We start from the raw sequence: 14873 nt of genomic DNA on the forward strand, positions 1-14873 counted from the left end.
TCGGTGCGTTCGTGAGCTAAAGGGAGTGCCGAGTTGGCCGCCCTAGCCAGCGATCCGCGACGTGATCTTGCGCGCGGCGTCGATCATCAGCGTCGAGAGGAACTCCCGGTTGAAGGCATTGAACCGTTCGGAGTTTCCCGCCAGGGTGATGCTGCCGAGGATGCGTCCCTTCTCGTCGAAGATCGGCGCGGCGATACCACTCTTGCCGGGATCGAGTTCGCCCTCGCTGATGCAGTAGCCGTCCTTGCGGATGCGCAGCATGGCCTTGGAGAAGTCTTTCCAGGTCAGCCCGATGCGCTCCAGGTCTCCTGGCGCGGCGTTGTCGAAGAGCCGCTTCAACTGACGCGGCAGCAGGTACGCCAGGATCACCTTGGCCGTCGCGCTGCGAAACAAGTCCATGGGTCTGCCGCGTCCGAAGTTCAGCGCCTGCTCGTCGGCACCGGAGCGCTGCAGGATGTTGATCACGGTCGAGTCGTAGAGCTCGCTGATCAGCAGTTCCAGATGGGTCTGGGCGATCAGGTCGCCCACGATGTCGCGGCTGGCTGCCAGCAATGGGTCGAACTGAGTCATGTGCCGATCGAGTTCGATGATTCGCGGCCCCAGGGCGTAACCGCGGGGCAGGCGAACGAGCAGGCCCGCGTTGGACAGCTCCTTCACATAGCGGTATGCGCTCGCGGACGTGTAACCCAACTGCGAGCAGATGACCTCGATGTCAATCACGGGCTGTTCCGGCTTGAACAGATTCAGCACCTCGAGCATGCGACTGAGGCTATTCATGGGCGTTGGCAGCGCGTGGCGTCATGGGTGGGCGGCATGTCTTGGCAAACCCGGAAGGTTAATCGAAGCATCGGCGCCGTTGTCGGCTTCTTGCTCGCTTCGAAATGATCGATCAATATCTCGCATTGAGAAAAATATGCATGTTATGTGCTTGAAAATGACAAACAATATTGCATTGTTTTGTCCAATCGATAAACTTGCAAAATTCCTCGCAGAATGAAAGAGCTCTGGCAGGGGTAGTCGGGCCGTTGGCCCCGGCCCAGCGAGCGCACGCCCCGCTCGAAGCCGAACGTCGTCAGTCGGGGTGTTCAGGAGTTCGAGATGAACAGGAATTGCTTTCGGCAAACATGTGCCGCCCTGGCGATGCTTTTCGCCGCGTGTCTGGCCCCGGCTCCAGCCTGGGCCGAGGGCGGTTGGCCATCCCGGCCGATCCGCATCGTCGTTCCGTACCCGCCAGGTACGGGGCCGGACGTGATGGCTCGCCTGGTGACGGAAGGAATGGCGAAGGAGCTCAAGACCGCCTTCGTCGTGGAAAACAAGGCGGGGGCCAACGCGATCATCGGGACGTCGGAGGTAGTGAAGTCGCCGGCCGACGGCTATACCTTCCTGCTGGTCGACCGGCTCACCCTCACGGTCAATCCGCTGCTCTACCAGCCGCTGCCGTTCGACCCCCGGAAGGATCTCGTCTCGGTCAGCAACATCGCCGACGTGAATCTGTATCTCGTGGTCAGTGCGCAGGTGCCTGCCAACGATTTCAGATCCTTCATCGCCCACGTCAAGGCGCATCCCGGGGAGGTGCCGTTCGGCACCGGCGGCGTTGGCAGCGTCATGCACCTGAACATGGAGTTGCTGCAAGCAGGCACCGGCGTGCAGTTCCTGCATGTGCCGTACAAGGCGCTCGCGGAAGTCATTCCCGCCATGCTCGGTGGCCAGGTGGTGGCGACATCGGGCGGCGTGGAGGCTCTGCTGCCCCATGTGCAAAAGGGCAGCCTGAAGCTGCTGGCTGTCGGCGCCAGCGCGCGCACGCCGGTGGCACCGAATGTGCCGACGATCACCGAGGCCGGCGGGTCCGACATGCTGCTGTCCACCTCCTACTCGCTGCATGCCAAGGCAGGCACCCTTGCAGAAATCCTGGCGCGAATGAACGCAGCCCTGGCCAAGGTGCTGGCCGCTCCCGACCTGCCGGCCTGGGCGTCCGCCCGAGGCCTGCGGGCCGGGGCTTCAAAGCCCGCGGAGCTCGACGCGCAGATCGCCGTCGACGCCGAGCGTGTCGGCAAGCTGGTGCGCGAGCGCGGCATCAAGGTGCAATAAGAGGAACAAGGCAATGAAGAAAATGACCGGCGCCGAGGCGCTCTGGCTCGCGCTTGCAGGCGAAGGTGTGGACACCTGCTTTGCCAATCCGGGCACCACCGAACTCGACCTGGTGCGTGCACTGGAGCAGCGCGATGAAATCCGGTGCGTGGTCGGCCTGCAGGAAAACGTCTGCACGGGAGCGGCCGACGGGTACGGCCGCATGCTCGGGCGTCCCGCGGCAACGCTCCTGCACCTGGGGCCGGGGTTTGCCAACGGCATCGCGAACCTGCACAACGCGCGGCGCGCACGCACGCCGATCGTCAACCTCGTCGGCGATCACGCCAGCTGGCATTTGCCATATGACGCGCCGCTGACCTCCGACATCGAATCGCTCGCGCGGCCCGTCTCTGGCTGGGTGCACCGCATCGACAGTGTCGACGACAGCGCGGCCGCGGCCGCCGAGGCTGTGCGACAAAGCGTTGCAGCAGGTGGGCGCGGCACGACGCTGATCTTCCCCGCCGATTTTCAGGCGGGCGATGTCACGCAGGCCGCCAAGATCGAAAGGCCTGGCGCCACCAGCACGAGCGCCGAGGGCGGCCCCGACACAGCACAATGCATCGAGCGCCTGCGCGCAGCGCGGCGCGTGGTCTTCCTGTTGGGCGGTGGCGGAGAACTCTCTGGCTTGGGTCAGCGCGCTCAGCGCGCGACGGCCCGCCTGTGCACGCTGCTGGGCGCACAGGCCTATGCCGAGACCTTTCCGTCGCGTTCAGAGCGCGGGCAGGGGCTGCCGGCCTTCGATCGGTTGCCCTACTTTCCCGAGCCGGCGCGCGAAGTGCTGGATGCGGCCGAACTCGTCGTGCTCGTCGGCGCGCTGCCGCCGGTGACGTACTTCGGCTATGCGGGTCACCCGAGTTTGCTGGTCGATGCCGAACGGTTGCTGGTCATCAGCGAGCCGGGGCAGCCAGTGGCCGGGCGGCTCGAGGAAATGGCCGATGCCCTGGGGGCGCCGGCCTACCAGGCGGCCGTGTCGTCGCTGCCGGACGCGCCCGAGGGCGCGCTGACGCCGGCCAGGATCGCAGCGGTTCTGGCGCGCGAATTGCCGGCGGGCGCGATCGTCTCGGTTGAGGGCGGGACTTGCGGCTACCCCTTCTATGCGGCGTCTTCGGCCGCCCGTCCGCATACCACGCTCACCAACACCGGAGGTGCCATCGGGCAGGGGCTTCCCGTGGCGATGGGCGCGGCCATCGCCTGCCCGGAGCGCAAGGTGGTCGGGCTGCTGTCGGACGGCAGCACCCAGTACACGATCCAGACGCTGTGGTCGCTCGCGCATGAAAACCTCGACGTGGTCGTGCTGATCGCAGCGAACCACCAGTACGCCATCCTGCGCAACGAACTGCGGCGCGATGGCGCGGCGCTCGGCACACGGGCGGAGGCCCTGACTGCGCTGGATCACCCGCGCATCGACTGGGTGGGGCTTGCCGAGGCCTACGGCGTCCCCGCAACGCGCGCGCACACCGCCCAAGAACTGACCGAACAACTTCAACGCGCGTTCGGGCGAAGCGGCCCTGCGCTCATCGAAATGGCCCTTTGAGGGCGCAACGTCAGGGCGCCGGCAGGCGGCCTGCATCAATCAAGGAGAACATATGGATCTGAAACTCAGGGGCAAGGTCGCGGTCGTGACCGGCGGCAGCCTTGGCATTGGCCGGGCCGTGACGCAGGCGCTGGCGGCCGAAGGCGTGCGCGTGGCGATCGTGGCGCGCAGCAAGGAACCGCTCGAACAGGCGGCGCGCGAAATCAGCGAACAAACCGGCATCGAGATTCTTGCTGCGCCCGCGAATGTCAGCAGCACCGAGCAGGTCGACGCCATGATGAGCAGGGTCGCGGCGCATTTCGGCCGAATCGACATTCTCGTCAATGGGGCTGCCCACCCGGGCGGTCTGGTGCGCAGCGAGATCGAGAACGCCAGCCCCGAAGGGCTGCTGGAAGACATCAACATCAAGGTGGTGGGCTACATGCGCTGCGCCAAGGCGGCCGCGCCCCACATGCGCAAGGGCGGCTTCGGCCGCATCATCAACATCGGCGGCCTCACGGGCCGCGGCAGCAAGCAACTCTCGGGCATGCGCAACGTGGCGATCTGCCACTTGACCAAGACGCTTTCCGACCAACTCGGCCCGTCGGGTATCACGGTCAACGTGATCCATCCCGGCGTGGTGGAAACACCGCACATCCACGAGCTCTACGCCAAGGAGGCCAAGCTACAGGGCCTTACGCCGGATCAGGTGGAGGCGAACTACGCCAGGGCCACGCCCATCCGCCGCGTGTTGCAGCCCAACGAGATTGCCGATGCCGTGCTGTTCCTCGCCTCCGAACGAGCGGGCGCGATCACCGGAGAGTCGATCGCGGTGGACGGCGGCATCACGCGCGGCATCTTCATCTGAGCAAAGCGAAGGAGCACTCAATCATGCAAGGAACGATTCTTGTGGGAACCGCGGGGCAGGGCATCCTGCGCAGCGCAGACGACGGCGCGACATGGCATCGCCTCGGGTTGAAGGAAGCCATCGAGTTCGATGGCGTCGTGCGAAGTCTTCTGGTGGACCCTCGGGACCCGAACCGGATCTTCGCGGGTGCGGACGCCGGCATTTGCCTGAGCGAAGACGCGGGTGCGCATTTCAGGCGCCTCGAATCGCCCGCGAACGGAATGCATGTCTGGTCCATCGCGATCGACCCGCGCGACTCCAATGTCATCTACGCAGGAACGGGCGCGCCTTCTCGCGCCGCGATGTTCCGCTCGCTCGATGGGGGTCAGAGCTGGACGCGGCTTGGCATCGAATTGCCGGAGTTCTGCGGCGGCGTAAACCGTCCGCGGATCCTCACCATCTGCGTGGACGCCGATGACGGCGCGGTGTGGTTCGGCGTAGAGGAGGGCGGTGCCTGGCACAGCCTGGACCAGGGCGAGACCTGGCGCCGCGCGGACGATGCGCAAAGCGGCATCCTCAACGGCGACATCCACGCCATCACCATCCTTCCGGCCCGCGGCGGCCGGCCCAAGACCCATCTGCTCGCCACGGTGAATTCGGTCTATACCAACCGCGACGGTGGCTACGGGCCGTGGGCCGCGGAAAGTTCGGCCGATCGCTTCGATGGCATGTACTACACCCGCACGCTCGCACCTCTGGAGGGCGCGGAGGACGTGCTGCTGGTGGCCATCGGCGATGGCACGCCGGGCACGCGCACGCAGATCTACCGCTCGCTCGACCGTGGCGCGACATGGTCAGCGGCACTGCTTCATGCGGTGCCCAACTCCACGTTCTGGGCGTTGGGAACGCACGCCGCAGACCCTCAGTTTGTGTTGGCCGGCACCAAATACGGCCACCTCTTCCGTTCCATGGACGCGGGAAAAACCTGGTTCAAGGACTGGCGCGACTTCAGCGAGATCACCGCAGTGGCATGGACGCCGGTCGTCGCCGCCGTCAAGGCGCACCCGAAATCCACTCTCGGGGCGAAGCCACATGACTGATACGACGACCCGGACCGTGCGCCCGAAGATTCGCCGCACGCACCTCTCGCTCTTTGTGTCGAACCCCTTCGCATCGGCAAGTTGGTACGAGCGCGTGCTGGGCATGCAGGAAACCGCGCGCGGCGAGCAGTGGGTGTTCATGAGCTTCGGACAGAAGCACCATGACATCGCGTTGATCCGCCCGGAGCCGGGCATCGTTGTGGGCGGCTGTGCGCTGCAGCACTACGGCCTGGAAATCGATGGCGACATCACGGAACTGCGGCGGCTCTACGGGCAACTGCTCAAGGCCGGAGTGGAGGTGGTCAAGACCACCGACCACAAGGTGGGTTACGGCCTGTACTTCAACGACCCGGATGGTCATCGCTTCGAGTTCTTCTGCGAAACCGTCCACGACGATGAGGAGGGCAAGCGAGTGCTGCATAACTACAACGCGCCTAGCGACCACTTCGAACTGGAGCCGCTGTACGACTGAGTGCGGCGCGCTTTCCCCTTCCTGTTCTTCAACATTCACACATCATTCTCATGACCAAGTCAGCCAATTGCAGCGTCTTTCACATCCGCAAGTGGTACCTGCAGATCGAGGACACCCTCGCAGGCGAAACCGGCGCGCCGGCCGATGGCGACCCACTGCGCAAGATCGTCATTGCGGCCTCCATCCACAACCCGTTCGCCGGCAGGTTCGTCCAGGACCTGTCTGCCTGGATCGAGCCGTCGCCTGAACTGGGGCGCGAGTTCGGTCGCCGCATCCAGGAGGCTGCCCAGGGCCGCGCGATCGAGAGCTACGGCAAGGCCTGCCTCGTGGGCATCGACGGCGAGTACGAGCATGGCAACGCGCTGCTCACCAATCCGGCAGCCAACCCGATCCGCGACGCACTCGGCGGCGGCAAGTCCTGGGTGCCTTCCACCGGAAAGCGTGGCGGTCCCGGCGCCGTGATCGACATCCCGCTGGCGCACAAGGACGCGCTGTACGTGCGTTCGCACTACGACACCGTGACCGCCCAGTTCAGCGACGGCCCCAACCGCGACGAGGTCATCGTCTGCTGGGCCTTCGCCACCCGCGGACGCCTCAACGCGCGGCTGGGGGGCCTGAAGGCCTCCGAGGTCAAGGGCCAGGACGGCTTGTACTGAAAGACGCACATGGAGCGGCGCGACTACACGCTGGCCCTGTCGGGGCTGAACTTCCACGTCAGCGAGTGGGGGGCGGAACAGGGATGGCCCGTCGTCATGCTCCACGGCATTCGCGGCTACGCCGAGACCTTCGCTGGCATCGCGGCGGCCCTGCATCCCGGCTTCCGCGTCATTGCGTTCGATCAGCGCGGGCGCGGCGGCTCTGACTGGGACCCCGCTCACAACTACTATGCCGACGCCTACGTGGCGGATGTGGAGGCCATCGTTCAACAGTTGGGGCTCGACCGCTTCGACCTGTTGGGTCATTCCATGGGAGGCATCAACGCGATCGTCTATGCCGCGCGCCATCCCGGGCGTGTGCGGCGCCTGGTGATCGAGGACGCCGGCCCCGGCGCCTTCGAGACGAGCGACGGCGCGACACGCATCCGCAAGGAACTCGCAACGACGCCGGAGCGCTTCGAGTCCTGGGAGGCCGCCGGCGAATTCATGCGGGCGCTGCGTCCCACGGTGAGCGAAGAGGCCCGGCAGCAGCGCTTGCACAGCATGCTCAAGCCCCTGCGCGAGGGCGGCTACACCTGGCGCTACGACCATGCCGGCATTGCGGCGACGCGGCTGAACCCCGACCCGGCGCGTGTCGTTGATCTTGAGCCGTGCCTGTCGGCCATCGGTTGCGAGACCCTGGTGATCCGCGGGGGGCGATCCGACTACCTGCAGCCGTCGATGGTCGAGCGCATGCAGGCGTTGAATCCGCGCATCGCGAGCATCGAGATCCCGGACGCCGGCCACTACGTGCATGACGACCAGCCGGCCTTGTTCCAGCAGGCGGTTTCCGATTTTCTCGATCGGGGTCTGTTCCATGCAGGAAAGGGCGCACCGTGATCCACGAACTTCGAACCTATACCCTCGTACCAGGCGGCACGCGCGAGTACTTGCGCATCTACAACGAGACGGCGCGAGCGCTGCAGACCCGCATGCTGGGCAACCTGGTGACGCTGATGACGCCGGAGAGTGGTGATCTCAATCAGCTTGTCTTTCTCTGGGCCTATGACAGCCATGAAGAGCGCGCGCGTCGACGTGCCCAGTTGATGGCCGACGCCAGCTTCACGGAGTTTCGCAAGAGCGTGCGCCACTTGCTGGTCCGGCAGGACAGCCGCCTTCTCACCGCCGCCTGAGTCGGCGGGCACGGAGACAAGAACCTATGAAAATCCCCACGGACATTCCGGTGCTGATCGTCGGCGCGGGCCCGGTCGGCGTCTCCATCGCCAACCTGTTGGGCCACTACGGCGCCGCTTGCCTGGTCGTCGAGCGCAACCTGCAGGTGCTGAACTATCCCCGCGCGGTGGGCCTCGACGATGAGGCGCTGCGCACCTTCCAGGCGGCCGGCCTGGCCGAGGCGATGCTGCGCGACATGATCCAAAACGTGCCGATGCGCATGTACACCGCCGGCAAGCGCTGTTTTGCGGAGATCCTGCCGAGCACGCGCGAGTTCGGCTGGTTTCGTCGCAATCTCTTTTCACAGCCGCTCGGCGAGCTGACGCTGCGCCAGGGGCTCGAACGCTTCCCGCACGTGAACCTTTGTCCCGGCGTAGAGCTGGTTCATCTGGTCCAGGACGATGAGGGCGTGACGGCGACCTTGCGCGACGCAGAGGGGGCCGAGCACCGGGTGCGCGCAGGCTACCTCGTGGCATGCGACGGCGGACGCAGCATGGTGCGCGAAGGCATCCTCAAGTTGCCTTTCGAAGGGCGCACGCATCCAGCCAAGTGGGTGGTGATCGAATGCGACCACGATCCCCTGGACGCGCCCTATACCGCGTTGCACTGCGAGCCTCAAAGGCCCTACGTGTGCCTGAGGCTCCCCTATGGGCTGCGGCGCTGGGAGTTCATGCTGTTTCCGGGCGAAGACGGCGAGCAGATGCTGCAGCCTGAGAAGGTGCGAGAACTGCTGGGCCGGCATGTGGCAGAACCCGACAAGCTCAACGTGATCCGCGCCCGCGTGTACACGCACAACTCTCGCGTGGCCGGCGCGTTCGTCGTCGGGCGCGTTTGCCTGGCCGGGGATGCTGCACACATCACGCCGCCATGGATCGGCCAGGGGTTGAACGCGGGCCTGCGCGACGCCTTCAACCTGGCCTGGAAGCTAGCCTGGATCCTGCAGGGACGGATGAAGCCCGAGTTGCTGGCGAGCTATCACGAAGAGCGCCACGCGCACGCCAAGGCGATGATCGATCTGGCGGACTTGTTCGGCTCCGTGCTGTCCCAGCGCAACCGCTTCGTGGCCTGGATGCGTGACTGTTTCTTCCTGTCCATCAAGAACATTCCGCGCGTGCGCGACTACGTGCTGCAGATGAAGTTCAAACCCATGCCGCGCTTTACAAAGGGTGTTGTCCTGAACAGTGGCGATGCGCGGAGCGACGAATTGGTGGGGCGCATGTTCATCCAACCCAACGTCGAGCGCGAAGCCGGGCGCACCCAGCGCCTGGACGATATGGTCGGTGCGCGCTTCGCGCTGCTGAGCTGGTGCGGCGACGCACTGGCGGGTGCACCCGCCTGTTTGCGGGAGCAACTCGAGCGTCTGGGCTGCGACCACTATGTCGGCGTGCGCTCGCGCAGCATCAGGAGCGAGGCCTGTTCTCACGTGCCAGTCCAGCCATCGGGAACAGTGATCGAGGACGTGGAGAACACGCTGCACTTCTGGTTCCAGGCCAAAGGTGTCGACTGGGTGCTGATCCGCCCGGACCGCTTCATCGCGGCGGCTGGCAAGGCGGGCGATTCGGTGCCGCAGCTTTCGACATTTTGCGAAACCGTACTGCCGCCAACTGGCTCTGTTTTCGCCGGCTCGGCGAGCGCCTCCGAGCAGTCCCGCTTGCCGGCGCATGCCTGAGGAAACCATGATGTTGTATCCCGAGCTTTCCCTCTATGTCGGCGGCCGCTTTCTGAATGGCGATGGCCGTCCAGGACAGGACGTGCGTGATCCCGCCACCTTTGATCTGCTCGGGCGCCTGCCCTGGGCAACGCGCGAGGACGTCGATGCGGCACTGAGGGCCGCACACCGGGCGTTCCAGTCCTGGCGGCGCAGTTCGCCGATGGAGCGTTCCGAGGTGTTGCGCAAGGCGGCAGCGCTGGCACGCGAGCGCGCCAGCGAGATCGGGCATGGCATCACGCTGGACAACGGAAAGCCATTGCCGGAAGCAGTGGCCGAGGTGCTCAACGCCGTCGAGCATATCGAATGGCACGCGGAGGAATGCCGTCGCATCTACGGCCGTGTCGTGCCATCGCGCAATCCCGCGGTGCGCCAGTTCGTGGTGCGCGAGCCGGCAGGCGTCTGCGTCGCATTCAGCCCTTGGAACTTTCCATTTGGCCAGGCGATGAAGAAGGTCGTGGCCGCGATCGGCGCCGGCTGCACCGTCGTGCTCAAGGGGCCGGAAGAATCGCCAAGCGCCATTGTGGCGATGGCTCGCTTGTTCCACGACGCGGGACTGCCCGAAGGCGTGTTCAACATCGTGTGGGGCGTGCCAAGCGAGATCTCGCGCCAATTGATCGAATCGCCCCTGGTGCGGGTCGTCTCGTTCACCGGCTCGGTTCCGGTGGGCAGGCATCTCGCGGCGCTCGCGGGCTCGCACATGAAGCGAATGAACATGGAACTCGGCGGTCATGCGCCGGTTCTGGTATTCGATGATGCTGACGTAGAGCAGGCCGCGACTCTGCTTGCGCGACTGAAGACCCGCAATGCCGGCCAAGTGTGCGTCTCGCCCTCGCGCTTCTTTGTCCAGGCAGGCATCCACGACCGCTTCGTGGCCAGTTTCGCCGATGCGATGCGCGGCGTGAAGGTGGGCCATGGCTTGGAAGAGGGCGTCCAAATGGGGCCACTGATCCACGAGAGGCGCCTGCAAGCCATACGCGAACTCGTGGACGACGCAGTGCAGGCGGGCGCGCAGGTGCTCGCAGGCGGCGGCACATTGGGCGAGCGCGGCCATTTTCACGAGCCGACCGTGATCGCTAACGTGCCGCAGCACGCTCGCGTCATGCGTGAGGAACCATTCGGACCCCTGGCCGCCCTCGCGCGTTTCGATACGGTGGACGATGCATTGCGCCTGGGCAACGCGCTCCCTTTCGGCCTGGCTGCCTACGTCTTCACGCAGTCGATCCAGACCTCGACGCGCGTGGCCAACGAACTGGAGGCCGGCATGGTCAACATCAACCATTCCGGCATGGCGCATCCCGAGCTGCCTTTCGGCGGCGTGAAGGACAGCGGCTTCGGCAGCGAGGGCGGCACCGAGTCCTTCGACAGCTTCCTGGTGACCAAGCTGATCACCCAGATCTGAAACCTCAACCCCGAGTTCCTGCACCATGTTGAACCTGCGAGACCCTTCTCTGCTTCGAGAGCAATGCTTCGTGGCGGGCCAGTGGATATCTGCCGCCCGAACCATCGCCGTCACCAACCCCGCCAGTGGCGCCGTGGTGGCTCACGTACCGCGCCTGGGTGCCACCGAAACCCTCCAGGCGATCGACGCCGCGAATGGTGCGTGGCCCGCATGGCGCGCGCGCACGGCCCATGACCGCTCGGCGCTGCTGGCGCGCTGGCACGCGCTGATCCTGGAGAACCAGGACGACCTCGCCAGAATCATGACTGCCGAGCAAGGCAAGCCGCTGGCGGAAGCGCGCGGCGAGATTGCCTACGCGGCGTCCTTCATCCAATGGTTCGCCGAGGAGGCCAAGCGGGTCTACGGCGAGACGATTTCTTCGCCGATCTCCACCCAGAGGATCGTGGTGACCAAGGAGCCCGTGGGTGTGTGCGCGGCAATCACGCCCTGGAATTTTCCCGCTGCGATGATTACGCGCAAGGCGGGACCGGCATTGGCCGCGGGTTGCGTCATGGTCGTCAAGCCGGCGAGCCAGACACCGTTGACGGCGCTTGCTCTCGCGGCGTTGGCCGAACGTGCAGGGATTCCTTCGGGCGTGCTGTCGGTAGTCACCGGGTCGGCTGGCGACATCGGGACGGAGTTGGCGACCAATCCGTTGGTGCGCAAGCTTAGTTTCACCGGCTCCACCGAAGTCGGGCGACATCTGATGCAGCAGACCGCGGCGACAGTAAAGAAGGTGTCGATGGAACTGGGAGGCAATGCACCTTTCATCGTCTTCGAAGATGCAGATCTCGACGCCGCGGTGGAAGGGGCCATCGTGTCCAAGTTCCGCAATGCAGGCCAGACCTGCGTATGCGCCAACCGGCTGTACGTGCACTCCAAGGTCTACGACCAGTTTGCACGCAAGTTGGCGGACGCGCTGAAGGCGCTGAAGGTGGGGTCCGGCGAGGAGGAGGGCGTACGCGTCGGGCCGTTGATCGACGACGCGGCCGTGCGGAAGGTCGAGGAACATCTGGCTGACGCGCTAGAAAGAGGGGCGCAGGTGATCACCGGTGGCGGCAGGCATGCGCTGGGGCGCAGCTTCTTCGAGCCGACCGTGCTCGTGGGCGTCACCCAGGCCATGCGCGTCGCGCGCGAGGAGACCTTCGGGCCGCTCGCGCCCCTGTTTCGCTTCGAGACAGAAGACGAAGTCGTCGCGATGGCGAACGACACCGAATTCGGCCTGGCAAGCTATTTCTATGCACGCGATCTCGGCCGCGTGTGGCGTGTCGCGGAGCGCCTCGAGTACGGCATGGTTGGCGTGAACACCGGGCTGATCTCCAACGAGGTGGCGCCGTTCGGCGGTGTCAAGCAATCGGGCCTCGGACGCGAGGGATCGCGCCATGGCATCGAGGACTACTTGGTCATCAAGTACATCAACATGGCGGGAATCGAGAGCCCGCGAACGAATCAACTCAACTAGGAAACCATGACTGAAGCACGCCAGCCCGATCACCCGATCAATTCCCTGTTCGTCGACCGCTGGTCGCCGCGCGCATTCACGGGCGAGCCGATTGCCAAGCCCATGCTGCTGAGCCTGCTGGAAGCAGCTCGGTGGGCACCCTCGGCATACAACGCGCAGCCATGGCGCTTCATCTATGCGCAGCGCGAGACCCTCAGTTGGGAGCCGATCTTTGCTACGCTGGTGGAATTCAACCAAGGCTGGGCCCAGCATGCAGCTGCACTGGTGGTCATCGTGTCGGCCAGGCAAGCCGTGTTTCCAGGGCAGACAGATGCCGCGCCCAACGCATGGCATTCGTTCGATGCCGGCGCGGCGTGGGCCAGCATCGCTTTCCAGGCCACGCTCGCGGGCTGGTCCGCCCATGGGATGGCGGGCTTCGATGCAGATCGGCTGCGAAAGGCCGCAGGCATTCCAGACACCTACGCGCTGGAAACGGTGTTGGCGATTGGCAAGCAGGGCGACAAGGCCTTGCTTGCCGAGGGGCTGCGCGCTCGCGAGATGCCCAACGGACGACTGCCGCTGACCCAATTGGCAGCCGAGGGGCGGTTCACTTTCAGCGAATGAAGCATCGGCTGGATGTGCCACGACTGGTCTCGCGCACAACGGCCGCGCAACGGCTTGCCGATCCGGGATACCGCGCAGCAGGCTTCTATTCATAGACTGCCGGCCACCCCTTTGCTGCAACCGAGCAGGTTCGCGCCCACCCGCAATTCCGGCTTCGAACATCGCATGCCGAGTCAGGAGACAGTACATGGAAGTTATGAACACCTTGTTGGAGCGGCCACAGGAGGCTGCCGCAGTCCGCTCCACCACTCTGCGCCGTTCAACGCTCAGCGCGGGGTTCATCACACTGCTGGTGATCTCGGCGGCAAGCCCATTGAGCGTTGTCGCTGGTGGCTTTCCACTTGGGATCATGCTGGGCAACGGTGCCGGCACGCCCGCGCTGGTTGTTGTGGCGCTGGCGCTGCTGCTGCTGTTCGCCGCGGGCTACACGGCGATGGCCACTTGCGTCACGAGTGCAGGGGGCTTCTATGCCATGGTTGCCCGCGGCCTTGGTGGAAGCGCCGGCGGCGCTGCGGCGATGGTGGCGATCCTGGGCTACCTCACACTGCAATTCGGGCTATACGGCCTGCTGGGCGCTGTCTCGTCCGAGGCCTTGCTTGCCCAGTTTGGGCTGAGTGTTCCATGGTGGGCCTGCGCACTGGCAGCCATGGCGACGGTAGCGTACTTCGGCTATCGCCAGATCGACTTCTCCGCGAAGGTGCTGGCCGGCTTCGTCGTTGCGGAATATGCGGTGGTGCTGATTCTTGATGTGCTGATTCTCAGCCAGGGAGGGGCGGACGGTATCAACTTCAAGTCCTTCACCCCGCAGGTGATCGCTGGCGGAAACCCGTTCATCGGATTGCTCTTCTGCTTTGCGGCCTTCATAGGCTTCGAGGCGACGACCATCTACAGCGAGGAAGCCAAGGATCCCAAACGCAGCATCCCGATCGCCACATACGCCGCGCTGTTGCTCGTGGGCGGCTTCTACTCGTTCTCGCTGTGGTGCTTGGTGCTGGGTGCCGGCACTGACAAGGTCGCTGCCACGGTTGCTGCCTTGGGTGACCCAACGAATTTCCTGTACACCTTGTCAGATACCTATGCGGGATCGCACTTGACCATGATCCTGCGCGGCATGTTCATCGTCAGTATCTATGCAGGATTGATCGCATTTCACAACTCGACCGCGCGCTATTTCTACTCGATGGGACGTGAACGCTTGCTGCCACCACGGCTCGGTTGGACACATCCCAGGCACAAGAGCCCGCATATTGCTTCGCTGTTGCAGACGGCCTTGTGCGCCGCCGTGGTGATCGGCTTCGCCGTGGCCCGTGCAGATCCGGTCCTGACGATGTTCTCGTGGCTGAGTAACCTGGCCACGGTCTGTGTGCTCTTGCTGATGATCGCCACCGCGATCTCGGTGATTAGGTTCTTTCGCCGCGCATCGCACGGTTATGGCAAGGTCCGGATCCTGCTGCTGCCGGCGTTGGCGGGAATGGGGCTTTGCGTGGTCCTGGTGCTTGCGGTTGCGAACTTCCATATTTTGACGGGCGCCAGCGAAAGGAGTGCTCTCGCTTTGATCGGTCTGTTGCCGATCGCAGCGTCTGTCGGGTGGTTGGCGGCAGGTCGACTCAAGCGCCGTGACCCCGCGCGTTTCGCGAATCTCGGCCAAGATCGCGACTAGGATGGCTTGATCGGTTGATTGAGATGGCACCGCAACTCGAAAGTTCGAAGCGGCTCGCTCCGACATCGGCAC

The 14873-nt window shown here is 64.9% G+C and carries 14 protein-coding genes; 13 read left to right on the top strand and 1 reads right to left on the bottom strand.

Translation table 11 applies throughout. The features are described from left to right. Positions 1-42: 42 nt before the first annotated feature. Positions 43-759 (bottom strand): IclR family transcriptional regulator, encoded by a 717-nt coding sequence (locus tag ACCC97_RS11140; RefSeq protein WP_307614363.1) that lies wholly within the window; start codon positions 757-759, stop codon positions 43-45. Between the two features lie 492 nt (positions 760-1251). Between ACCC97_RS11140 and ACCC97_RS11145 the strand changes: the two genes are divergently transcribed. The 13 genes from ACCC97_RS11145 (at position 1252) to ACCC97_RS11205 (ending at position 14801) form a co-directional block, all read left to right on the top strand. Continuing rightward, positions 1252-2088, top strand: coding sequence for a Bug family tripartite tricarboxylate transporter substrate binding protein (locus ACCC97_RS11145; protein WP_413332791.1), 837 nt, complete (start codon positions 1252-1254; stop codon positions 2086-2088). A 13-nt stretch (positions 2089-2101) separates the two neighbouring features. Then, positions 2102-3661: an acetolactate synthase large subunit gene (locus ACCC97_RS11150; protein WP_145745764.1), complete on the top strand. Its 1560-nt coding sequence runs from the start codon at positions 2102-2104 to the stop codon at positions 3659-3661. A gap of 52 nt (positions 3662-3713) precedes the next feature. Next, positions 3714-4508, top strand: a complete 795-nt coding sequence (locus tag ACCC97_RS11155; RefSeq protein ID WP_145745763.1) for an SDR family NAD(P)-dependent oxidoreductase — start codon at positions 3714-3716, stop codon at positions 4506-4508. A 23-nt stretch (positions 4509-4531) separates the two neighbouring features. After that, positions 4532-5587, top strand: coding sequence for a WD40/YVTN/BNR-like repeat-containing protein (locus ACCC97_RS11160; protein WP_145745762.1), 1056 nt, complete (start codon positions 4532-4534; stop codon positions 5585-5587). After that, positions 5580-6059 carry a VOC family protein gene (locus tag ACCC97_RS11165; RefSeq protein WP_145745761.1) on the top strand — a complete coding sequence of 160 codons (480 nt, stop codon included), beginning with the start codon at positions 5580-5582 and terminating at the stop codon, positions 6057-6059. Before ACCC97_RS11160 ends, ACCC97_RS11165 begins: the two co-directional genes overlap by 8 nt. Before the next feature lie 50 nt (positions 6060-6109). Continuing rightward, on the top strand, positions 6110-6715 hold the full coding sequence (locus tag ACCC97_RS11170) for an amino acid synthesis family protein (RefSeq protein ID WP_413332794.1): 606 nt from the start codon (positions 6110-6112) through the stop codon (positions 6713-6715). 9 nt (positions 6716-6724) lie between these two features. Continuing rightward, the gene (locus ACCC97_RS11175) at positions 6725-7594 is read left to right on the top strand and encodes an alpha/beta fold hydrolase (protein WP_145745759.1); all 870 of its coding nucleotides are present in this window, start codon (positions 6725-6727) and stop codon (positions 7592-7594) included. After that, on the top strand, positions 7591-7887 hold the full coding sequence (locus ACCC97_RS11180) for an NIPSNAP family protein (protein ID WP_145745758.1): 297 nt from the start codon (positions 7591-7593) through the stop codon (positions 7885-7887). The genes ACCC97_RS11175 and ACCC97_RS11180 overlap by 4 nt, the downstream gene beginning before the upstream one ends. A gap of 26 nt (positions 7888-7913) precedes the next feature. After that, complete coding sequence (locus tag ACCC97_RS11185; RefSeq protein WP_145745757.1) at positions 7914-9596, top strand: bifunctional 3-(3-hydroxy-phenyl)propionate/3-hydroxycinnamic acid hydroxylase; 1683 nt, start codon at positions 7914-7916, stop codon at positions 9594-9596. A gap of 13 nt (positions 9597-9609) precedes the next feature. Further along, complete coding sequence (locus ACCC97_RS11190) at positions 9610-11037, top strand: NAD-dependent succinate-semialdehyde dehydrogenase (protein WP_145745983.1); 1428 nt, start codon at positions 9610-9612, stop codon at positions 11035-11037. A gap of 25 nt (positions 11038-11062) precedes the next feature. Then, a complete protein-coding gene (locus ACCC97_RS11195; protein ID WP_209535087.1) occupies positions 11063-12538 on the top strand; it encodes an NAD-dependent succinate-semialdehyde dehydrogenase in 1476 nt (491 codons plus the stop codon). A gap of 6 nt (positions 12539-12544) precedes the next feature. Then, a complete protein-coding gene (locus ACCC97_RS11200) occupies positions 12545-13141 on the top strand; it encodes a nitroreductase family protein (RefSeq protein WP_145745755.1) in 597 nt (198 codons plus the stop codon). Between the two features lie 196 nt (positions 13142-13337). Next, a complete protein-coding gene (locus ACCC97_RS11205; RefSeq protein WP_145745982.1) occupies positions 13338-14801 on the top strand; it encodes an APC family permease in 1464 nt (487 codons plus the stop codon). The last annotated feature ends 72 nt before the right edge of the window (positions 14802-14873 follow it).

This window comes from Variovorax sp. Varisp85 (assembly GCF_047304045.1).
Lineage (GTDB): Bacteria > Pseudomonadota > Gammaproteobacteria > Burkholderiales > Burkholderiaceae_C > Variovorax.